This is a genomic window from Erwinia sp. MMLR14_017, from assembly GCF_033657285.1.
Taxonomy (GTDB): domain Bacteria; phylum Pseudomonadota; class Gammaproteobacteria; order Enterobacterales; family Enterobacteriaceae; genus Erwinia.
Genome location: NZ_JAWVWP010000008.1, coordinates 163,325 through 185,497, shown reverse-complemented (window position 1 = coordinate 185,497; position 22,173 = coordinate 163,325). Strand labels below are relative to the sequence as shown.

Annotated in this window: 20 protein-coding genes; 9 read left to right on the top strand and 11 right to left on the bottom strand. The window is 53.9% G+C overall.

All coding sequences use genetic code 11. From position 1 onward, the window contains the following. The first annotated feature begins 48 nt into the window (after window positions 1-48). On the top strand, window positions 49-2,046 hold the full coding sequence (gene tkt / locus SD961_RS14830) for a transketolase (RefSeq protein ID WP_318791113.1): 1,998 nt from the start codon (window positions 49-51) through the stop codon (window positions 2,044-2,046). A 100-nt stretch (window positions 2,047-2,146) separates the two neighbouring features. On the opposite strand, the gene SD961_RS14825 is transcribed toward tkt, so the two are convergent. The 4 genes from SD961_RS14825 to SD961_RS14810 form a co-directional block, all read right to left on the bottom strand. Then, window positions 2,147-3,238 (bottom strand): DUF1176 domain-containing protein, encoded by a 1,092-nt coding sequence (locus SD961_RS14825; protein ID WP_318791112.1) that lies wholly within the window; start codon window positions 3,236-3,238, stop codon window positions 2,147-2,149. A gap of 623 nt (window positions 3,239-3,861) precedes the next feature. Then, entirely contained in the window at window positions 3,862-4,440 is a 579-nt protein-coding gene (gene nudK, locus SD961_RS14820; protein ID WP_318791111.1) for a GDP-mannose pyrophosphatase NudK, read from the bottom strand. A gap of 152 nt (window positions 4,441-4,592) precedes the next feature. Beyond that, window positions 4,593-6,056, bottom strand: coding sequence for an L-asparagine permease (gene ansP / locus SD961_RS14815; protein ID WP_318791110.1), 1,464 nt, complete (start codon window positions 6,054-6,056; stop codon window positions 4,593-4,595). A 317-nt stretch (window positions 6,057-6,373) separates the two neighbouring features. After that, window positions 6,374-6,649 carry a DUF1471 domain-containing protein gene (locus SD961_RS14810; RefSeq protein WP_318791109.1) on the bottom strand — a complete coding sequence of 92 codons (276 nt, stop codon included), beginning with the start codon at window positions 6,647-6,649 and terminating at the stop codon, window positions 6,374-6,376. A gap of 371 nt (window positions 6,650-7,020) precedes the next feature. Here SD961_RS14810 and narQ point away from each other — a divergent pair, with 371 nt between their 5' ends. Both narQ and acrD read left to right on the top strand, forming a co-directional pair. After that, window positions 7,021-8,688: a nitrate/nitrite two-component system sensor histidine kinase NarQ gene (gene narQ, locus SD961_RS14805; protein ID WP_318791108.1), complete on the top strand. Its 1,668-nt coding sequence runs from the start codon at window positions 7,021-7,023 to the stop codon at window positions 8,686-8,688. A gap of 260 nt (window positions 8,689-8,948) precedes the next feature. Continuing rightward, window positions 8,949-12,065 carry a multidrug efflux RND transporter permease AcrD gene (gene acrD, locus SD961_RS14800; protein WP_318791107.1) on the top strand — a complete coding sequence of 1,039 codons (3,117 nt, stop codon included), beginning with the start codon at window positions 8,949-8,951 and terminating at the stop codon, window positions 12,063-12,065. An 84-nt stretch (window positions 12,066-12,149) separates the two neighbouring features. Here acrD and ypfM read toward each other — a convergent pair whose 3' ends face one another. Then, complete coding sequence (gene ypfM, locus SD961_RS14795) at window positions 12,150-12,212, bottom strand: protein YpfM (protein ID WP_157032631.1); 63 nt, start codon at window positions 12,210-12,212, stop codon at window positions 12,150-12,152. A gap of 199 nt (window positions 12,213-12,411) precedes the next feature. On the opposite strand from ypfM, the gene SD961_RS14790 reads away from it, so the two are divergent. After that, window positions 12,412-12,846 carry a GNAT family N-acetyltransferase gene (locus SD961_RS14790; protein WP_412916687.1) on the top strand — a complete coding sequence of 145 codons (435 nt, stop codon included), beginning with the start codon at window positions 12,412-12,414 and terminating at the stop codon, window positions 12,844-12,846. Between the two features lie 38 nt (window positions 12,847-12,884). On the opposite strand, the gene SD961_RS14785 is transcribed toward SD961_RS14790, so the two are convergent. Beyond that, window positions 12,885-13,079, bottom strand: coding sequence for a hypothetical protein (locus SD961_RS14785; protein WP_318791104.1), 195 nt, complete (start codon window positions 13,077-13,079; stop codon window positions 12,885-12,887). Between the two features lie 144 nt (window positions 13,080-13,223). Here SD961_RS14785 and SD961_RS14780 point away from each other — a divergent pair, with 144 nt between their 5' ends. From SD961_RS14780 to SD961_RS14770, 3 genes are read left to right on the top strand one after another with little or no spacing between them, the layout of a single operon-like run. Beyond that, window positions 13,224-13,583: an ArsC family reductase gene (locus tag SD961_RS14780; protein WP_318791103.1), complete on the top strand. Its 360-nt coding sequence runs from the start codon at window positions 13,224-13,226 to the stop codon at window positions 13,581-13,583. A gap of 2 nt (window positions 13,584-13,585) precedes the next feature. After that, complete coding sequence (gene dapE / locus SD961_RS14775; protein WP_318791102.1) at window positions 13,586-14,713, top strand: succinyl-diaminopimelate desuccinylase; 1,128 nt, start codon at window positions 13,586-13,588, stop codon at window positions 14,711-14,713. A gap of 17 nt (window positions 14,714-14,730) precedes the next feature. Next, complete coding sequence (locus SD961_RS14770) at window positions 14,731-14,919, top strand: YpfN family protein (RefSeq protein ID WP_306213102.1); 189 nt, start codon at window positions 14,731-14,733, stop codon at window positions 14,917-14,919. 169 nt (window positions 14,920-15,088) lie between these two features. Here the strand turns inward: SD961_RS14770 and SD961_RS14765 are convergent, their stop codons facing one another. The 5 genes from SD961_RS14765 to dapA form a co-directional block, all read right to left on the bottom strand. Continuing rightward, on the bottom strand, window positions 15,089-17,125 hold the full coding sequence (locus SD961_RS14765) for a tRNA(Met) cytidine acetyltransferase TmcA (protein ID WP_318791101.1): 2,037 nt from the start codon (window positions 17,123-17,125) through the stop codon (window positions 15,089-15,091). 11 nt (window positions 17,126-17,136) lie between these two features. Then, a complete protein-coding gene (locus tag SD961_RS14760; protein ID WP_318791100.1) occupies window positions 17,137-17,997 on the bottom strand; it encodes a neutral zinc metallopeptidase in 861 nt (286 codons plus the stop codon). Window positions 17,998-18,165: 168 nt separating this feature from the next. Continuing rightward, the gene (purC, locus tag SD961_RS14755) at window positions 18,166-18,876 is read right to left on the bottom strand and encodes a phosphoribosylaminoimidazolesuccinocarboxamide synthase (RefSeq protein ID WP_318791099.1); all 711 of its coding nucleotides are present in this window, start codon (window positions 18,874-18,876) and stop codon (window positions 18,166-18,168) included. A 129-nt stretch (window positions 18,877-19,005) separates the two neighbouring features. Further along, window positions 19,006-20,040, bottom strand: a complete 1,035-nt coding sequence (bamC, locus tag SD961_RS14750) for an outer membrane protein assembly factor BamC (RefSeq protein ID WP_318791098.1) — start codon at window positions 20,038-20,040, stop codon at window positions 19,006-19,008. A 15-nt stretch (window positions 20,041-20,055) separates the two neighbouring features. Beyond that, entirely contained in the window at window positions 20,056-20,934 is an 879-nt protein-coding gene (gene dapA / locus SD961_RS14745) for a 4-hydroxy-tetrahydrodipicolinate synthase (protein ID WP_318791097.1), read from the bottom strand. Between the two features lie 157 nt (window positions 20,935-21,091). Between dapA and SD961_RS14740 the strand changes: the two genes are divergently transcribed. Together SD961_RS14740 and bcp are read left to right on the top strand one after the other, a co-directional pair. After that, window positions 21,092-21,685: a glycine cleavage system transcriptional repressor gene (locus SD961_RS14740; protein ID WP_318791096.1), complete on the top strand. Its 594-nt coding sequence runs from the start codon at window positions 21,092-21,094 to the stop codon at window positions 21,683-21,685. Further along, complete coding sequence (gene bcp / locus SD961_RS14735) at window positions 21,663-22,130, top strand: thioredoxin-dependent thiol peroxidase (protein WP_318791095.1); 468 nt, start codon at window positions 21,663-21,665, stop codon at window positions 22,128-22,130. The genes SD961_RS14740 and bcp overlap by 23 nt, the downstream gene beginning before the upstream one ends. Window positions 22,131-22,173 lie beyond the last annotated feature (43 nt).

Below are 22,173 nucleotides of genomic sequence, written 5' to 3'. Positions count from 1 at the left end.
GCGTTTTATCCGCCCATTTTGTCCCATAAAACAATCAGGGAGAAAAACATGTCTTCACGTAGAGAGCTGGCTAATGCCATCCGTGCCCTCAGTATGGATGCCGTTCAGAAAGCCAATTCCGGTCATCCGGGCGCCCCAATGGGCATGGCAGATATCGCTGAAGTGTTGTGGCGTGATTTTATGCACCACAATCCGACAAACCCAGCCTGGGCCGATCGTGACCGTTTCATTCTGTCTAACGGCCATGGTTCCATGCTGCTGTACAGCCTGCTGCACCTCACCGGTTACGACTTACCGATTGAAGAGCTGAAAAACTTCCGTCAGCTGCACTCCAAAACGCCGGGTCACCCGGAAATCGGCTATACGCCAGGCGTGGAAACTACCACCGGCCCGCTGGGTCAGGGTCTGGCGAATGCGGTGGGTCTGGCGATTGCAGAACGCACGCTGGGTGCGCAGTTTAACCGTCCGGGCCACGATATTGTCGACCACCACACCTATGTATTTATGGGTGACGGCTGCCTGATGGAAGGGATTTCTCATGAAGTCTGCTCGCTGGCGGGTACGCTGGGTCTGGGCAAACTGATCGGTTTCTATGACCACAACGGCATCTCAATTGATGGTGAAGTGGAAGGTTGGTTCAGCGATGACACCGCCAAGCGCTTTGAAGCCTATAACTGGCATGTGATCAATATTGATGGTCACGATTCAGAGGCTGTTGCTGGCGCTATTAAAGAAGCACAGAGCGTTACCGACAAGCCTTCGCTTATCATCTGTAAAACTATTATCGGTTTTGGTTCACCGAACAAAGCGGGTAAAGAAGAATCTCACGGCGCAGCGCTGGGTGCAGATGAAGTTGAGCTGACCCGTAAGCAGCTGGGCTGGAACTACCCTGCCTTTGAAATCCCTGAGGATATCTATGCTCAGTGGGATGCCAAAGAAGCGGGCAGCAAGTATGAGAAAGAGTGGAACGAGAAGTTTGCCGCTTATCAAGCCGCCCACCCGGAACTGGCTAAAGAGTATAGCCGCCGTATGGAAGGTGGTATGCCGGAGAACTGGGAGCAGGAAACGCAGAAGTTTATTGCGCATCTGCAGGCCAACCCGCAGAAGATCGCCAGCCGTAAAGCCTCACAAAATACCCTGGAAGCCTGGGGTAAGCTGCTGCCTGAATTCTTAGGCGGATCGGCTGACCTGGCACCAAGTAACCTCACCATCTGGTCTGGCTCTAAGTCGATCAAAGAGGATCTTGCGGGTAACTATATTCACTATGGCGTACGTGAATTTGGTATGACTGCCATCGCTAACGGCATCGCACACCACGGCGGCTTCGTGCCCTATACCGCGACTTTCCTGATGTTTGTGGAATATGCGCGTAACGCTGTGCGTATGGCGGCGCTGATGAAAGCCCGTCAGATCATGGTCTATACCCACGACTCCATCGGTCTGGGTGAAGATGGCCCGACGCACCAGCCGGTTGAACAGCTTGCCAGCCTGCGCGTCACGCCGAATATGAGCGTCTGGCGTCCGTGTGATCAGGTAGAAACTGCCGTGGCGTGGAAGCATGCGATTGAGCGCCATCATGGCCCGACCGCTCTGATCCTCTCCCGTCAGAACCTGTTGCAGCCTGAGCGTACCAAAGAGCAGCTGGAGAATATCTCCCGCGGCGCTTATGTGCTGTCAGATTGCGAAGGAACGCCTGAGGTGATCCTGATTGCCACCGGTTCCGAGGTGGAGATCACGCTGGGCGCGGCTGAGAAGCTGACCCGCAGCGGCCACAAGGTGCGGGTAGTTTCCATGCCTTCTACTGATATGTTTGACAAGCAGGACGTGGCGTACCGTGAATCCGTGCTGCCGTCTGGCGTCACAGCGCGCGTCGCTGTTGAAGCGGGCATTGCAGATTACTGGTTCAAATACGTTGGTCTGAATGGCGCGATTGTTGGTATGACTACCTTTGGTGAGTCTGCACCAGCCGATAAGCTGTTTAACGAGTTTGGTTTCACGGTTGAAAACATTGTCAGCCATGCTGAATCCCTGCTGAAGCCTCACTGAGGCCGCTAAGCAGAGGCTTCTGCTTTCTGCTTTAATCAAAAAAGCCCGGCACTCTTTGCCGGGCTTTTTTATGGCTGACGACCGGGAGCTGTACCGGACTTTATGGTGTCGTCATCTCGACATCGGCAGCGGGCGGCGCTACTTTCTGACTGGCCCACAGCGTCGGCCAGTCGTCGCTGCCATGCCAGGCATCGCAGGTTTCTTCCTGGGCAAATTCAGCCAGTACAAATTCCCGGCCATTATATTGCCAGCGTGATGCTGTACCGCAATCCCCTAATCCGCGCCCTTTACCAAAGGTCAACAACTCACCGGTGTTAGCATCATACTCTGCATTGATCAGCTCCAGCTGCTTGTCGCTGCGGCCAGGAGGGACAAACGGCAGGCTAAGGGAAACGCCTTTCGCCACAAAAGGCTCGGTGCGGCTGACTTCAAAAGCCAGATCGATGACGTTATAGGCTCCCATTTCACAGGTTACCAGCAGCAGCGCTTTCTCATCTGACAGCGGTGCCACGCTGACCTCACGTCGCTGGGGATCCAGTGAACATTCATCGGTATTTATCCGCCAGGTACCGAAATCGATCAGGCCAGTAGTTTCGTCCCGCGTCAGGGGTAAAGGCGGCCGACGCGGCGGCACAATCTGCGGAGTAGCGGGCTGCGGCGGGACGTCCATCGCCACGCGATCGCCCCGCTTCACCCAGGCGCTCATGCCATTCACCCGGCCCTGAATCTCATCCATCAGCAACAGCGCCGCTTTCAAACCATGCAGCGAGATAGTGGCCTCAGGTCGGTAGAGCAGCTGAATATTACCCGCATTCATGATCTGCCCCAGAAATTCATCGATGGAGATAATATGTGCTGTGGCAAGATGATGAGGCTCTACTTCCCAGTGTTTCAAATCTGGTTTCAGCCGCTGACCATCCAGTAATAAATTGTCTTTCAGTGGTGCGCCCTTAAGCTCTCCGGTATAGCGATTACCATAATCAATACGCAGTAAAGGCCGATCGTTAATGCCCGCATTACGGGTAAGCGTCATTACCAGACCATTATCGCCGGGGAAATTACGCACCACACAACTATTAAGGTTATTACAGGTTATCTGCCAGTTATAAAAAACTTTCTGCAGCGGTTCAGCCTGGAGCGAAGCAGCGAACAGCAGCAGCAAGGCAAAAGGGAATTTCATCCAGTAAAACATTGATAATGGGTATCCCAGGGTGACGAGAAGGCTGCCGCAAAGCGCGAATAAAAAGTTATTACCATCATGCCGCCTGCCCCTGGTCAGCTCAATCGGATTAGTCGGACAAGCCTGTAGTGATGATTCATCCGCAATATCGCACGGTTCCTTGTCAGAGCTACTATTTTAATTCATTGATTTTAAAAAGGGTCTGCCAAATCGGGACTCTTTGTAGCCAATCTGAAATAATGTGACGTACTTCAAATTTAATAATGAAAAGTAAGGCAGCAGAAAATGGGAGAGGCGACAGAGATCGCTTATTTCCTTTAGTTTCAGGCGTACAAAAGCGTATGGGTAGCTTCATTACCCGCTTTTATTAAAAATATTCTGCCCCGACCAGCGGTTTCTTTCCGGAGAAAGTTTTAAACCAGGAACCAGGGTAACCTTAGAAAGTAAATTAAATAGAGAGAGAAAATTCAGCTTATTTGACTTAAAAAAGAGTCTTATTAAGACTGTCTTTTTGTTTTGAAAAGGTGGTGAAGGGTCGCAGAAGGGCTAAATGACTCTTTTCACCAGTAGTGGTGGCGAAGTCCGGGAGAAATACTCCTCCCGGCCCAGGAGGCTGGTAGCGTTATCCGCAGAGATTAAAGCTTCAGCCAGCCTTCAATCAGCGCATGCTGAAGCAGCATTACCGTCTTGCCATCTTTAATGCGACCCTCTTTAATCATTGCCCACGCCTGGGGGAAGGAGATCTCCATGACATCAATATCTTCATCTTCTACTCCGCCACCCGCATTGGCACGCAGGGAGTCGTTGTATTCTGCCGCAAAGAAGTGGATCAGCTCGGTGACGCCGCCAGGAGACATGTACATCTCGTACACTTTTTCCACCTGCCCCACCGCGTAACCTGTCTCCTCAACGGCTTCCTTACGGATGCAATCTTCCGGCGAGTCGTCATCCAACAGTCCGGCACAGGTTTCAATCAGCATCCCACTTTCGTTACCGTTTACCCAAGTGGCAATACGGAACTGGCGGGTCAGGATCACGCTATTTTTTTCACGGTTATAGAGCAGGATGGTTGCGCCGTTGCCGCGGTCATAGACCTCGCGTTTGTGGCGGATTGTGGCGCCATCTTTGGCGGTTAAATCGTAGGTAAAGTTACGCAGAACGAACCAGTTTTCTGACAGGACTTTGTTCTTAATCACTTCAATTTTTGCTGACATACAGGCTCCGGTGCGTTTTTCAGGAGCCTGCCATCATAAGATGCTACAGGTGAGAAAACTATCCTAAATCTGGCGGGGTAATGCCCCGCTCTTTCGAGGCTCGCAGCAAAAAAAAACGGCCCCGCAGGGCCGTCTTGTTATTCCGCCCTCGTTCAGGCCTCTTCTTTTACCGCAGCTGGCTCGGTCTGCGCGACACTCTTCACGCGCTTACGCACGCCAAACCAGCCCAGAACCAGAATCACGGCGATAAAAGGCACTGCCGCAATGGTGTAAGTGCCGTTAGGGTAGTCAAAGGCCATCAGCACCAGCACGCTGGCCAAAAACAGCAGCGTCAGCCATGAGGTAAACGGCGCCCAGGGCATTTTAAAACCTACCTCTTCCGCTTTGCCTTCTTTAATCGCCTTACGCAGACGCATCTGGCAGACCACGATAAAGCCCCAGGAGGAGATAATCCCCAGCGACGCCACGTTCAGCACGATCTCAAACACGCGCGAAGGCACAATGTAGTTAAGGTAAACGCCGACGATATAGACGCCCACGGTGACCAGAATGCCCATATAAGGCACCTGCTGACGGCTCATTTTAGACATGAACTTCGGTGCCGAGCCGCCCATCGACATCGAGCGCAGAATACGGCCTGTAGAATAGAGGCCAGAGTTCAGGCTGGAGAGCGCTGCACTCAATACCACGATATTCATGATGCTGCCCACATAGGGCACGCCCAGTTTAGAGAAGAAGGTCACAAACGGACTCTGCCCTGCCTGGTAAGCGTTCCAGGGCAACAGCAGCACCAGCAGCACTACGGAGCCGACATAGAACAGACCAATACGCCAGATCACGCTGTTGATCGCTTTTGGCAGCATGGTTTTCGGGTCTTTACACTCCCCTGCCGCCGTCCCTACCAGTTCGATAGAAGCAAAGGCGAAGACAACACCCTGTACCAGTACCAGAGCCGGTAACAGGCCGTGCGGGAAGAAGCCGCCGTTATCGCTGATCAGGTGGAAGCCGGTTGCATTGCCATCCAGTGGTTTGCCGGAGCCAAGGAATACCACCCCCACAATCAGGAAAATGGCGATCGCCAGCACTTTGACCAACGCGAACCAGAACTCCATTTCGGCAAACCACTTTACGCCGATCATGTTCATGGTGCCGACAATGGCCAGCGCACCCATCGCAAAGACCCACTGAGGAACGTCACCAAAGGCACCCCAGTAGTGCATATAGAGCGCGACGGCAGTGATATCCACGATGCCGGTCATCGCCCAGTTAACGAAGTACATCCAGCCCGCCACATAGGAGGCTTTCTCACCGAGGAATTCACGGGCGTAAGAGACAAAGCTGCCGCTGGAGGGACGGTGAAGAACCAGTTCGCCCAGCGCACGCAGGATAAAGAAGGAGAAAATACCACACACTAAATACACGATAGCCAGGGCCGGACCTGCAATCTGCAGACGAGCACCCGCACCAAGAAACAGTCCCGTACCTATTGCTCCGCCAATTGCAATCATCTGTACGTGACGATTATCCATGGCCTTATGATAGCCGGAGTCATGAGAATTTAACCAACGTCTTCTTGCGGCGCGCTTGTCTGCAACCGCTGTTTTATCAGCTTTCATTTTCTTTCCTATTAACCTGTCCACAGTTTTATGGATACCTGTCCCGGGCGTCCCGATCTCCGCCATCCAAACGATTGCGTCAACAGCACAAACGTCTGTGCAAAACCCGACTTCCTGTAATTTTGTTCTTAGCGGAAGCGGGAAAATTGCGGCGATGCATCCTAACCGTTCTCGAAAGCTGACGCAAAAATTACCCTCATCAAATCGTGAGCTTTTGTAATTTTTGCCGGATGGCGCATAAAAAAACCGACCGCAAAGGGCGGTCGGTTCAGTGAGATCACTAAGGCTACACAGGGGTGGATAATAAGCGATAAAACTTAGCGGTAAATCTCAGCGTTTCCGCTCCAGAGACTTGAATCACCGGGAGTATCAGCGCGAATAACGCGATAGTGCGATGCGCCCATTTCCTGCGCTTTCTGTGAAAGCTGGCGGGTAGCATCATCTAAGGAACCGTTGACGCCGGAGATGGAAACAGTTCCCATCGCCTGCATGTTCTGACTCTGTGCTTCATCGATCTGCGTGGCGGCCAGCGCAGAGAATGAGGTCGCAGCGAAAAGGGTGGCGGCAAGCAGAGCAGGTAATTTTATTTTCATTGTCATTTCCTCGTCGAAAGTTATCATTCGTTAGAAGATTTCGTTACGGGATTAATTATGACCAGGCTAATGAAAATCAGAGTGAGTCTCAGGTAAAGGTGGTTAAGCATTGTTGAAGGAATGCCGGGCTTTCCAAAGAAGTGTCAGTGAAAGTTACATTTTACGCAGGCTGTAAGGGGATGTGTCAAAGTAAAGCAATCGACACGTTTCAAGGCGGTTTTTTTATGCGGTAAGTTACTGTAACGGGGATGTCGCAGCGCTTCAAGCGATATACCGCACGTTTTGAACATTATTGTTCTGATGGTCCAGGTCAGTTTCTTGCCGGAAGGTTGAGGTTATACTCTCCGCCATACTTTATAAGGAAGCGCTGGATGTTTACCCGTTCTGTTACCGGCACTTTTGCCCGGACCCTGTTCGCTATTGTGCTGCTCTCTGTGCTCTCATCCGGACTGGCGTTATTAACTCTCTCCACCAGCCTGCGCGATGCCGAAGCGGTGAATATCGCCGGATCGCTGCGTATGCAAAGCTACCGTCTGGCTCTGGATGCTACCAGCCGTTCTTCAGCGCTACCGAAAGATATCCTTGCCTACCAGCAATCGGTAGAGGCACCCGCCTTAAGAGCGCTTGACCGGGCCTATGTCCCGGAGAGCGTCAGGGCGCGCTATCAGGCACTATTGCTGGCCTGGCACGCCTTACAACCCGATCTGCTGGCAGGCAACACGCATCACTATCAGCAAAACGTCTCCTCTTATGTTGCACAGATAGATCTGTTCGTGCTGGCGCTTCAGCACTGGGCTGAACTGAAAATGAAGCTGGTGGCTGGCGTCAGCCTGCTGGGATTTATCGCCATTGCCGTTCTGGTGTTCTGGACGCTGCGCCAGGTAAAACGTCAGATAGTGATGCCGTTGAATAAGCTGGTGGGGGCGAGTAACGACATTGAGCATGGCCATTTCCATCACGCTCCGCTGGATACCGGTTTGCCAAATGAACTTGGCGTGCTCGGCAGAGCCTTTACCCGCATGTCTGTGGAACTTGAAAAGCAGTACGCCCGCCTTGAACAGGCGGTAAAAGAGAAGACCAGCGATCTGCGCCAGGCGAACCGTCGCCTTGCCCTGCTTTACCAGTGCTCCGAAACGCTTAATCACCATCTTGAACCTCTGAAAGCCTGGCCTGAGGTGCTGGAAAAGGTGACGCAACATGAAAATTTTGCTGCCATTGAGCTTATCGCTCCGCCGCACGGAAAGATTAGCTGTGGAGAGGCTGACGCTGCGCTGCCGTGGTTAGCCCTGCCGCTGGAACCGGGTACAGAACAGCCAGTGGCCGAACTGCGCTGGCAAGCGGCGGCCAGCGAACCTCAGCTTATGCAGGGCGTAGCAACCATGCTTGCCCGTTCATTACAGCTGGACCGCGCACAGCAGAAAGTTCGTCACCTGTTGGTGATGGAGGAGCGGGCCACCATCGCGCGTGAACTGCACGACTCGCTTGCCCAATCCCTGGCCTATCTTCGCATTCAACTGGCACGCCTGAAGCGAGTAATTGAGGCTTCTGCCACGCCAGCTCATGGGATCGTCAATGAGATCGATCGGGCACTGACCGAAGCCAACGTTCAGCTTCGCGAGCTACTGACCACTTTCCGGTTATCTATTGAGCCAGCAGACCTGAGCACCGCCCTGCAACAGGTTATCGCCACGCTTCAGGGGCAAACCGAAGCAGCCATCGAACTGCAAAGTCCGGCAGAGATGCCTCGTCTGGAAGCGCAAAAGCAGGTTCACGTCCTGCAGATTGTCCGCGAAGCTTTACTGAATGCTGTTCGTCATGCTGAGGCGTCAAGGATAACGCTCCGCTGTCGCCCTCTTGCCTGCGGGGAGATCCTGATTGAAATTGAGGATAATGGTACCGGTATCGATAAGACGGCTTCACCGCCGGGGCATTATGGCCTTTCTATTATGCAGGAGCGGGCCAGCTCGCTTCAGGGCAGGCTGACTATTGCAGCGGGAGCCGAAACAGGAACGGTTGTCTCATTGCAGTTTCCTGTATAAACCAGGTGAAGAAGAGCTAACAGAAAGAGATGAAAGCAACCAGCTATCCGGCGCAGCGCCATGGACGAATTAGCACGATAATTTACACTTTCTCCTCAATTTCTCCACGATTCTTCACAAGGCGGAGGGTAAAGTGAAGAGAGGCCAAAGCATGTTGAATAACTTATAAAAATTTGCAGCGGCCCGGACGACAATTTTCGCGCGCCAGGGACAAGGCAGGCGCATGACCCTTCCTGATGACTTGCCTGGAGCGCGCTTTAATGGCGAATTTTTTTATCGATCGCCCGATCTTTGCCTGGGTGATAGCGATTTTGCTTTGCCTGACCGGCACGCTGGCTATTTTTTCGCTTCCTGTTGAGCAATATCCCGAACTTGCTCCCCCTAACGTCCGCATCACTGCCAACTATCCGGGCGCTTCTGCTGAAACGCTGGAAAATACCGTCACCCAGGTTATTGAACAGAACATGACCGGCATCGATAACCTGATGTATATGTCTTCGCAAAGCAGTAACACCGGCCAGGCCACGATTACACTGACTTTCGTTGCCGGTACGAATCCGGACGAGGCGCGCCAGCAGGTGCAGAACCAGCTGCAAAGCGCGCTGCGTAAGCTACCGCAGGATGTGCAGTCTCAGGGCGTCACGGTGACAAAAACCGGCGACACCAATATCCTGATGGTGGCGTTTGTCTCCACAGACGGCAGTATGGATAAGCAGGATATCTCCGACTACGTTGCCAGTAACGTGCAGGACCCGTTAAGCCGTATTGACGGGGTGGGACAGGTAGATGCCTACGGCTCGCAGTATGCGATGCGCATCTGGCTCGATCCCAACAAGATGATTAACTACGCTCTGACCACCTCAGATATCGTCACCGCCATTGAGTCGCAAAACAGTCAGGTGGCGGTTGGGCAGCTGGGTGGATTACCTTCAGTGGAGCGTCAGGCGCTAAACGCGACCATCAATTCGCAGTCGTTGCTCAATACGCCGGAACAGTTCCGCAATATCACCCTGCGGGTTAACCAGAATGGTTCAGAAGTGCGGCTGGGCGACGTAGCAGAGGTCGCGCTGGGCGCCGAGAAGTATGATTTCCTGAGTCAGTACAACGGTCAGCCCGCTTCAGGCTTAGGGGTTAAGCTGGCTTCAGGCGCAAATGAGCTGCAAACCGATGAGCTGGTTCGCGCGCGCATTGAAGAGCTTTCCCACTATTTTCCGCATGGCCTGAAAGCAGAAATCGCCTATGAGACCACGCCATTTGTCCGGGCATCAATTGAGGACGTGGTTAAGACGCTGATAGAAGCTGTAGTGCTGGTATTCGTTGTGATGTATCTCTTTATGCAGAACTTCCGCGCCACGCTCATTCCTACTATCGCCGTTCCGGTGGTTCTGCTCGGCACTTTCACAGTACTTTCCGCCTGCGGTTTCAGTATCAATACGCTGACCATGTTCGCGATGGTGCTGGCTATCGGGCTGCTGGTGGATGATGCCATCGTCGTCGTGGAAAACGTCGAGCGAATAATGAGCGAGGAAGGGCTTTCCCCCCGCGATGCAACGCGCAAATCGATGGGGCAAATCCAGGGCGCTCTGGTGGGTATTGCGCTGGTGCTCTCCGCCGTGTTTATCCCGATGGCCTTCTTTGGCGGCACCACAGGGGCTATCTATCGCCAGTTTTCCATCACTATTGTTTCCGCGATGGTGCTGTCGGTGCTGGTCGCGATGATCCTGACCCCTGCCCTGTGTGCCACGCTGCTGAAACCTATTCCTCAGGGAGAGCATCATGGCCGCCGGGGCTTTTTCGGCTGGTTCAACCGTATGTTTAACCGCAACGCTGAACGTTATGAACGCGGCGTGGGTAAGATCCTGGCTAAAGCAGGACGCTGGCTGTTGCTCTATATGCTGCTGATTGCGGGTATGGCGTTTCTTTTCCTGCGGTTGCCAACCTCTTTCCTGCCGCTGGAAGACCGTGGCGTCTTTACTACCCAGATCCAGCTTCCGCCCGGCTCGACGCTGCAGGAAACAAACAAAGTGGTCAATAAGGTTGAGCAATACTATCTGACCCAGGAGAAGGAGAACGTGCTGTCGGTGTTCTCCACCATCGGCGCGGGTCCGGGCGGTAATGGCCAGAACGTGGCCCGTATGTTCGTGAGACTCAAGGATTGGCAGGATCGCACTGGCGCGGATAACACCTCATTCGCCATCATCGAAAGAGCGACCAAAGCCTTCCGCAAGATCAGAGAAGGTCGGGTGATTGCCAGCAGTCCGCCTGCCATAACAGGTATGGGGAACTCAGCCGGCTTTGATATGGAGCTACAGGATCATGCTGGCCTGGGTCACGATGCGTTAATGAAGGCGCGGGATCTGTTGATCTCAGCAGCAGAGGGAAATAGCGCTCTGACGCGCGTACGTCATAACGGCCTGGACGATACTCCGCAGTTAAGGATTAATGTCGATCAGCATAAAGCGCAGGCGCTGGGCGTTTCCATTGACGATATCAACAACACGTTACAGACCGGCTGGGGTTCAACCTACGTCAATGATTTCCTTGATCGGGGGCGCGTGAAGAAGGTTTACGTTCAGGCAGCGGCAAAATACCGCATGCTGCCGGATGACATCAGTAAATGGTATGTGCGCAACAGCAGCGGCAGCATGGTGCCGTTTACCGCTTTCGCCACCACCAGTTGGGAAACCGGCTCGCCGCGGCTGGAGCGTTACAACGGTTATTCTGCCGTAGAAATTGTAGGAGAATCGGCTGAGGGAGTCAGTACCGGCACGGCGATGGACGTCATGGAGAAACTGGTCAGCGAATTGCCCACAGGCTTTGGCCTGCAATGGACTGGCGCTTCTTATCAGGAGCGGCTGAGCGGCTCGCAAGCGCCCGCGCTTTACGCTATTTCGCTGCTGGTCGTGTTCCTCTGTCTGGCAGCGCTCTATGAGAGCTGGTCAATTCCCTTCTCGGTCATGCTGGTGGTGCCGCTGGGCGTTGTGGGTGCGCTGATCGCCACCTGGGCGCGCGGCCTGGAAAATGATGTCTATTTCCAGGTTGGTCTGCTCACGGTGATTGGGCTTGCGGCTAAGAATGCCATTCTGATTGTGGAGTTCGCTAACGAGATGAATACCAGAGGCCGGGATCTGCTGGAAGCCACGCTGGAGGCTTCACGGCAGCGTCTTCGTCCGATTCTGATGACCTCGCTGGCCTTTATCTTTGGCGTGCTGCCGATGGTCATCAGTAACGGCGCAGGATCGGGCAGTCAGCATGCGGTGGGGACGGGCGTAATGGGGGGCATGATCTCCGCCACCGTTCTGGCTATTTTCTTTGTCCCGCTCTTCTTTGTGCTGGTCAGACAACGCTTTCCGCTACAGGAGAAGCCGGGGAAATAATGAAAGAAGGCAGCCTTTTGGGCTGCCTTCTGCTGTTCTGAGTTCTGTCGGTTACGCCTGCTGGTGCGCGACTTAAAGAAGGTGTTATTTACGAGATAACATCGCTTCGATAAAATCTTTCCAGTTCCCCAATTCTAAGTCAATCATAAATCACCTCGCTTTTCGTTGTGGCTCCATTATAGGATTAATCCTAAGGAAAAGTGAAGGGTTTTCGATCCGCAAAAACAGAGAGAGTTTCGATCAAAATCGTAATTTGCGTGGCAGGCCACAGTTCAGGCGTGATGATACCCAGAGTAATCACTAGCCTGATTATCATTCGATAACGTAAGGGATCCGCATGCCTCAGATGGTACTAAGCACCAACGCCCGCGAACCAGAAATTAACTGGCAGGAACTGGCCGCATTAATTGAACGTGCTGGCTTGAGCCAGCGTGACCCTGACGTGCTTAAACGCGCCTACCAGCATTCGCAATTTGTCTGGTTTGGTTATGTCGGGGGCAAACTGATGGCGACCGCTCATGCCATTAGCGACCTGACCTATGCTTCTTATCTCTCTGACGTGATTGTCGATGCCCCCTGGCAGGGGCAGGGCTATGGCGGGCAGCTTATGGATGCCATCATGAAAACGCTGGCACCCTGCGGTAAAGTGTTTATCTACTCTATGCCGGATAAGATCGGCTTTTATCAGCAGCTCGGTTACGCTTCACTGACCACGGGGATGATTTACGCTGAAGGGCAGGCGCTACTGAGATTGCAGGAAAAAGGATTTGTGAGCAGCTAAGCCTTGGGGGGCATTGCGCCCCCCGGAGGCATCCACTGTTACTTCAGCACAATCACTTTATCGTATCCGCCACTGTCACTGTCGATATGCGTTTTGGCATCCGGATGTTCCGCCAGCACTGCTTCCACAATGTGATTAAACTCATCACAGCGGCTGGTTTTCTTCCTGGCGATCACGATCATCGATTGAGTCTCTTCAACCGTATGGGCGGAAGACGCTTTTAAATAGTTCATATTGTCCCTCCTTATGCTAAGTCTCTGTCTGGATAATGAAATTCCGGCCTTCCCTGCTGCCTTGAAGGCGTATCCGTTGTAGACTAACCGCCTGAACCATATCGAATATAGTTGAAACCCCCAGAAAAAAGAAGGGAACGGGTCATGCTAACGATGTACGGCATTAAAAATTGCGACACCATTAAGAAAGCGCGAAAGTATCTGGAAGCGAACGGCGTGGCGTACCAGTTTCATGACTATCGTGCAGAGGGGCTGGATCGCGCAAGGCTGCAACAATTTATCGACACTCTGGGCTGGGAAGCCCTGCTGAACACGCGCGGAACGACCTGGCGCAAGCTCAGCGAAGAGCAGCGTAATGAGGTGAATAATGCTGCAACTGCGTTGGATCTGATGCTGGAACAGCCAGCAATGATTAAACGCCCGTTGCTCTGCAGCGCAGACGGCTCTATGCTGCTGGGGTTCAGTGAAACCACTTATCAGCCCTTTATTTCGGAGAAATCCTGATTATGTTTTGTCCGGTCATTGAGCTGACGCAGCAGCTTATTCGTCGCCCTTCCCTCAGCCCGGATGATGCCGGTTGTCAGGCTATTATGATCGAACGCCTGAAGGCGCTGGGCTTTACCATTGAGCCGATGCAGATTGGCGATACGCTGAATTTCTGGGCCTGGCGCGGTCAGGGAGAAACGCTGGCCTTTGCGGGACATACCGACGTAGTGCCCACCGGCGATGCCAGCCGCTGGATCAATCCTCCTTTCGAACCCACCATTCGCGACGGTATGCTGTATGGCCGTGGCGCTGCAGATATGAAAGGCTCGTTAGCGGCGATGATTGTGGCCGCAGAGCGTTTTGTCAGCACTCATCCTGGCCATAAAGGACGCCTGGCGTTTCTGATCACTTCCGATGAGGAAGCCAGCGCCACGCACGGCACGGTAAAAGTTGTGGAAGCGCTGATGGCGCGTAATGAACGGCTGGATTACTGCCTGGTGGGTGAACCTTCCAGTACCGAAATCGTCGGCGACGTGGTAAAAAATGGTCGCCGCGGCTCCATGACGGCTGAGCTGACAGTGCATGGCGTTCAGGGGCATGTTGCCTATCCGCATCTGGCTGATAATCCTGTGCATCGTGCCCTGCCCGCCCTCGATGAGCTGGTGGCGACCGAGTGGGATCGGGGTAACGAGTTCTTCCCGCCGACCAGCATGCAGATTGCCAACGTGCAGGCCGGAACTGGCAGTAATAACGTGATCCCTGGCGAATTCTTTGTGCAGTTTAACTTCCGCTTCAGCACCGAGCTGACTGACGAGATGATTAAACAGCAGGTGAAAGCGTTGCTGGATCGTCATCAGCTGCGCTACACGCTGGAATGGAAAGTGTCCGGCCAGCCGTTCCTGACTTCCCGCGGTAAACTGGTGGATGCGGTAGTGAATGCCGTTGAACACTATAATGAAATCAAACCGCAGTTGCTGACCACTGGCGGCACCTCAGACGGACGTTTTATCGCCAGAATGGGCGCGCAGGTGGTTGAACTGGGTCCGGTTAATGCCACCATTCATAAAATCAATGAGTGCGTGAAAGCCGCAGATCTGCAACTGCTGAGCCGCATGTACCAGCGGATTATGGAACAGCTAATCGCATAAGCGAATAAGGTAAGAAGATGGAATTCCTGAAAGAGTATTGGTGGCTGTTGGTGATTGTGCTGATGGTGGGCGTGCTGATGAATGTCTATAAAGATTTAAAGCGCATCGATCACAAGAAGTTTCTGGATAACAAACCAGAGTTACCGCCACACCGTGATTTTAACGACAAGTGGGATGACGAAGACGACTTTCCAAAAAAGAAATAAGCTTTCCGCAGGGGCTGCCGCCCCTGCTCTGTTTCCAGCGCTGCCTGCCCGCTCAATACGAACTTTCCCGGCCTCTTTTATCTGCAAAGCTTTACTCATTGCTTTATAAGAGACCTTTCACGCTCTCCTCTCTTTCTCATGCTGCTGCGAAGCTATCAACCTCATCTTGTTACTTCTGTACGCTTTCACTTTCCTTTTCGTGGTTCTCATGCAAAATCTGCATCCGGGCCTGCCAGCGTTCGCTCTCTTCCCTGTTCAGCGCGGCCAGTCCTCGCCGGGCTTCCTGCCGCCAGCCTGCCACCAGCGCTTTGCGGCCCGACAGGCCAAAAGAGTGGCTCAGTTGCGCAGCAGATAACTCCGCCACCAGCGCGCCCTGCAGCAAAGGCAGCGGCACGGTTTGCAGGCCGACAAGCCGCCCTAGTGCGCCGATGCTGGCTTCATAGGGGCGATATCCCCAGGCGAAACCGGCCAGCTCGCGCCAGTCCTCCTCATCCAGTTGGCGATCGCTGCTGACAGCAATCTCCACACTGATCTTTGTCAGCCGCTGTAACCATGGCCAGTCACGCTGTAAGCGCGTTGTCGCCTGTTGAGCCAGCTGTTCCGCCGCCTCGCTTAGCGGCAGCAGCGCCATGGCGGTATAGCAGCCGCTGCTGGCTTCCGGCTTGCTGCCAAAACGTGCCAGCCGGAAGCCACAGGACTGCCAGAACCGCCATAATTCATCGGTATAGCCAAAGCTTACCGAGAGGAAATCCAGCCCTTGTGCCTGCGCCCTGCTTTGCAGAACCATCTGAAGGCCGATGCCCTGCCGGCGACAGGAGGGCGCGACAGCGATACGGCTGATGCGTCTGGAGCGAAGCTGTGCGGCGGCTGGCCAGCCGCCATGTGCCGCCAGTGACTGCGCTACAAGGTTACCTCGCGGGCGCCGAAATCCTGCCCAGACCGCCTCAGCCAGCTCTGCTGAGAGGCCGCCTTCATCCACCAGCCACAGCGCGCCCTGAACCCTCTCCTTCTGCAGTGCAGCGACAAAGTGCATGCCCGGCGCATCCATCATCCGGCGAAGATCCAGCGGTGAGGTACGATAATGGGCGCTGGTCAGGAGTTGATACATTGCCGAAAGTTGCTCTGGTGCAGTCAGCCAGTCAGACTGTTCAGGAAAAGAGAAGCGGACCGGCTGTGTCTCAGGTTGCGGATCTGCTTCGGCAAACAGCAGCAGGTCGTTGATAAAGCGCTCCAGCGGATCGTGCTCCGCCCAGCGCAGGGGACGGTTCAGCTTTAACAGCGTCACCTGGGGTAGCGTGGCGCAGAATTTCAGCATAAAACCGCGCCCGGTTCCCTCATAGCCCTGAAGCGTAGAGGTTAACAAGACGCGGGGAAAACGTTTAACGAGCTGATGCAGGAGAGGAGTGGGGATCGCTGCCGCTTCATCCACCAGCAGCCACTCTACAGTCTCTGGCCGCAATTCCGCACCGGCAGCGAGGAGTCTGTCTGGCGCGATAAATTCAAAAGCTTGTCCGGCGAATTCAGCCAGCACATCGGTGGCAACCTTAGCTGGCGCGGTTATCAGGCAGCGTCCCGGCCAGCGCGCAGCCAGTAACCCGGCAAGCGCCGACTTTCCTCTTCCACGCGGCGCAATCAGTACCGAGATCCCCGGTTCGCTTAGCAGCAACGTTTCCAGCACAGCTTGTTGCTCAGAGATCTCGCCAGGCTGCCAGGCGGAATAAGCGGGCAGCGAGGGCAGAGTAAAAGGTTGATGCTGCAAGAGCAGAGCGATGGCGTCATCCTGCATAACTCGCCGCTGCAGATGCCTGATGAAATGAGGGGAAGCGATAGCAGAGGGTTGTTCGCTCCAGCGCAGCGAATCTCTGTCCGGCAGGGAAGCCCACTTTTGCCAGTCGGGCACCAGAATCAGCAGCCAGCTCCCCGCTTTTAGCGTCCCGGAGAGCGCGGCCAGTGCTTCAGCATGAAAACCGGTGCGCGCATCAAATACTGCATGGAGAAATTCACGGCCCAGCAGCGTTCTTGCCGCAGCGGGCGCGCAATGGAGCGGGCTTAGCGGTGCGTCGCCAAGCCACAGCCAGTCCCCCGGCAGCTGGGCCATCCACTCCTCTGCCTGCCTCAGGCACCATTCAGCTTCGCCGCTGACAAACAGGATTTGCCGGAACCCCTGCTGTTTAAGTTGTTCAGTGTGGCGAAGGGTGGCCTGCATATCCACCATAATCAGTGACTAAAGGTGTCGCACTGGCCAGGATTGCCGCTGTCAAAGCCGGTTTTAAACCAGGTATAACGCTGTTCAGAGGTGCCGTGGGTGAAGCTGTCTGGCACTACCCTTCCCTGCCCGCGCTGTTGCAGTCGGTCGTCGCCTATAGCCTCTGCGGCATTAAGCGCTTCCTGTAAATCCCCGGTCTCCAGCACGTTTTGTTTCTGCATATAGTAACCCCAGACGCCAGCAAAACAGTCTGCCTGAAGCTCCATTTTTACTGACAGCTTGTTGATCTCTGTCTGGCTTGCGCCCTGCTGCATTTGGCGGATTTTAGGTTCAATCCCCAGCAGTTTTTGCACGTGATGCCCCACTTCATGCGCAATCACATAGCCCTGAGCAAAGTCACCCTCGGCACCCAGCTTGTTTCTCATCTCATCATAAAAGGAGAGATCGATATAAACCGTGCTGTCAGCGGGACAATAAAACGGCCCCATAACCGACTGCCCCGTTCCGCATCCCGTACGCGTCGCGCCGCGGTACATCACCAGTTTGGGCGGCGTGTAAGTTTTACCCATCTTCTGGAAAAGTTGTTGCCAGGTATCTTCCGTGGTGGCGAGCATCACCGAGGTGAATTTCGCTGCTTCATCCTGCTGTGGATTGCTGCCCTGGCGTTGAGACGCTGGCTGGGTCACGGATGTGGACTCACCAGTCAGCAGGGGGCTGAGGTCATATCCATAATAACTGGCGACCACCACCACAATCAGCAGGATGATCCCCCCTTTGCCACGAGGTATGCGCATTCGTCCGCTGCCCATGGAGCCAGACTCACTACGGCGATCTTCCACATTGTCGCTATCACGGCGCCCTTGCCAACGCATAAACTACCTCTCGTTATTGTCACTTCACGGCTGTTGCATTGATTTTAGTCGGGTGTCACTCGTAACACCAGCCTTAAGGCGGTTAAGCGGCGAGTCAGCAGTCGGCGTTAAGGAGAAAGGAAATACAGGGGAGAGAGCTGCGACAGGGTGCCGCAGCCCGAAAACAGGTTACAGCTTAACGCCAAGACGATTAGCGACTTCTTCGTAAGCTTCGATCAGACCACCCAGACTCTGGCGGTAGCGATCTTTGTCCATTTTAGCTAAAGTCTCTTTGTCCCACAGACGGGCACCGTCTGGTGAGAATTCGTCACCCAGTACTACTTCGCCGTTAAACAGACCAAACTCCAGTTTGAAGTCCACCAGAATCAGTCCGGCGTCGGAGAAGAGTTTGCTCAGCACATCATTGGCCTGGTAAGTCAGCTCACGCATGCGCGCCAGGTTCTCTTTATTCACCCAGCCAAAGGTTTCGCAATAGGATTCGTTCACCATCGGGTCGTGTTGGGCGTCGTCTTTCAGGAACAGGTCAAACAGCGGCGGATTAAGGATCATGCCCTCTTCCACGCCCAGACGCTTCACCAGCGAGCCAGCAGCACGGTTGCGGATCACGCACTCCACCGGCACCATATCCAGCTTTTTCACCAGCGATTCGTTATCGGAGAGCAGCGCTTCCATCTGGGTAGGGATACCGGCTTCCTGCAGTTTGGTCATAATAAAATGATTGAACTTGTTGTTAATCATCCCTTTACGATCAAACTGTTCGATACGCTCACCGTCCAGTGCTGACGTATCATTGCGGAATTCGAGTACCAACAGATCCGGGTTTTCGGTGCTGTAAACGGTTTTCGCTTTGCCGCGATACAACTCAGCTTGCTTTTGCATCTTGTTAAACTCCAAAAATAGAACGGAAAAAATTATGCTGTCTCTAGTCTATTCTCTGCGGCGTAAAAATCGAAGCAATCGTTTACGTGGCAGGGAATAAAAAAGGCCGGAGGGGTCCGGCCTGAGGTGTTACTTGCTGAAAGCTGCCTGGAATACGGCGACCAGCGAGTCGTTTTGCGACTGGGTCAGCGTATGGCCTTTGGGATCCAGGAACTGCAGGCTGCTGCGGTTATCCAGATCGCCCACCTGGAGCTTATAGTCGCCGTTGGTCAGACCCGGATCTTTCGCGCCAATCTGGTCCCAGACATCGCTGTCCGGCGTCTTATAGGTCACGCTCATGCTTCCCTGAGAACGGTTTTTATCCGTTACGGTCATTCCTATGCGTTCCATTGCCGCTGGCAGACGCTCCCAGACGGTATTGAACGGCGCGCGAACGATCAGGTCAGGCAGGCCGGTATCATCAGCGCCGCTCTGCACATCGATCTGGGTCGCGCTGCGCTGGGCGGCGGTATTCTCACGGGTGGTTTCAATTTTATCCAGCCCGCTGCTCAGCTCGTTCAGCATCTGCGCGGTGTAACGCTGCAGCTGAACCGGCGAGTTCACATCTTTGTTTTCCTGCTGCAACTCCAGCAGTTTAACCGTGAGCGCCTGCTGATAACCCTGCTGCTGCACGCTGATCTGGTAGCGGCCACGGTACTGATGATCTTCATCCGCACGGTTCCACTGCACCCAGTCGGTTGAGAGGGTCTGGCTGGCATCGGTACGGCTGGCGATGGTGAAGTTTTTGGCCTGCACCACATCAACAACCTGTGGCCACAGCGAGCCAGCTTTGCCGTTATCCAGCAGCAGTACGCCAGAATTGCCGGCAAACTGCGTGCGGGTGCCATTCATCAGAGCCAGAGGCTGAGCCGGTGGACGGATATCCAGCTGCTTGCCGATGGCACCCGACGTGCTGGCGGAAGGAATATCATAATCACCGTTCTGCAGCGGCATCACCATCCCTGCCGGGGCATGCAGATCGCTGACATCAGCCGCTTTCAGATAAGATTCATCGCCGCTGACCTGGCGCTTGTAACGCTGATCGCTGGAACATGCTGCCAGCAGCATCACTAAAGAAAGCCCCACCACCGTTGCTACCGTGGACTTTTGACCTGAATAAGCCATTAATACTCCCTAAATTTACAGCAGACCTGCGCTTTTCAGTGCCTGCTCAACAACCGGACGACCGGCATCAGTCATCGGCGTCATCGGCAGACGCAGCGTGTCGGTTGCAATTAATCCTAACTGCTTAGCAGCCCATTTTACCGGGACAGGATTAGGCTCAATAAATAGCTTCTGATGCAGGTGCATCAGACGCTGATTAAGGCGTCGCGCTTCAGAAAAGTTGCCCTGTTTAGCCAGTTTGCACAATTCTGCCATTTCGCGCGCGGCAATATTTGCCGTCACAGAGATTACACCCTGTCCGCCAAGTTGCATAAAGTCGAGGGAAGTGGCGTCATCACCACTGACCAGAATGAAATCTTCATCAACCAGCTCTTGGATCTGACTAACCCGCGATAAGTTCCCGGTTGCCTCTTTGATTCCGATAATATTTTTTATTTTCGCCAGGCGACCCACCGTCTCGGGCAGCATATCGCAGCCGGTACGGGAAGGAACGTTATACAGCATCTGAGGCAGATCGGTGCTTTCCGCAATTGCTTTAAAGTGCTGGAAAAGACCTTCCTGAGTAGGACGGTTGTAGTACGGGGTCACGGTCAGACAGCCAACCACGCCACTGTTCTCAAAGCGTTTAGTCAGCGCAATGCCTTCTGCGGTTGCGTTAGCGCCGGTTCCGGCGATCACCGGAATGCGGCCGTCGGCCAGCTCCAGCGTCAGCATCACCACTTCACCATGCTCTTCATGACTTAGTGTGGCAGATTCACCGGTGGTCCCTACAGAGACAATTGCCGCCGTTCCGCTGGCAACATGATAATCAATCAGTTTTTTCAAACTCGCACGGCAGACATACCCTTTGTCATCCATCGGCGTAACGAGCGCAACAATACTTCCCGTGAACATTTGCCATCCCCTCCACAAACAAGTGCCTCATGGTACGGTTTACGGCACTCTAAAAGCAAGCAGACAACCCGCCAGGTCACTTGGCACAGGGTATTTTTTATGTTTACCTTAGCGTTATCACAATTGCTAATCACTGAGACGTACAGGAAGCATCATTTTGCCGCAGTCACAGCTTCATCATCTGGTTATTACCGCACTGGGAGTTGACCGTCCGGGGATTGTTAATAACATCACCCGCCACGTCAGCAGCTGCGGTTGCAACATTGAAGATAGCCGTCTGGCCATGCTGGGTGAGGAATTCAGTTTTATTATGCTGCTTTCCGGCAGTTGGAATGCGATCACGCTGATTGAGTCCACGCTGCCGCTGAAGGGCGCAGAGTTGGAGCTACTGATCGTGATGAAACGCACCTCGTTCCGCGAACGCCCGGCGATGCCCGCCTCAGTTTGGGTACAGGTCGAGGTTGCCGACTCCCCGCACATTATTGAGCGCTTCACCGATCTGTTTGATTCGCATCAGATGAATATCGCTGAACTGGTCTCCCGTACGCAGCCTGCGCAAGAAAATCAGCCGCCGTTACTCTATATTCAGATAACCGCCCACAGCCCGGCCAGCCAGGATGCTTCATTTATCGAACAGGCCTTTAACCGACTCTGTACAGAATTGCAGGCGCAAGGCACTATTAACGTCGTTCAGTATCCACAGCAAGATGAGAAAACGGAGAGTAGTGATGAATCCACTGAAAGCCGGTGATACCGCACCGAAATTTAGCTTGCCCGATCAGGATGGCGAACAAGTAAATTTAACCGACTTCCAGGGACAGCGCGTTCTGGTCTATTTTTACCCGAAGGCGATGACGCCAGGCTGCACCGTACAGGCGTGTGGACTGCGTGACAGCATGGACGAGCTGAAAAAATCCGGGGTTGAAGTGTTAGGCATCAGCACTGATAAGCCCGAAAAACTGTCGCGTTTTGTCGAGAAAGAGCTGCTGAACTTCACGCTGCTTTCCGATGAGAACCATCAGGTTTGCGAGCAGTTTGGTATCTGGGGCGAAAAGTCATTTATGGGAAAAACCTATGATGGCATCCATCGCATCAGCTTCCTGATTGGTACAGATGGCAAGGTCGAGAAGGTGTTTGATGACTTCAAAACCGCTAACCACCACGATATCGTGATGGACTACCTGAAGTCTGCCTGAAGATCCTGAGGGCGGAGGTTCTCCGCCCTTTTTGCTTTGCGCC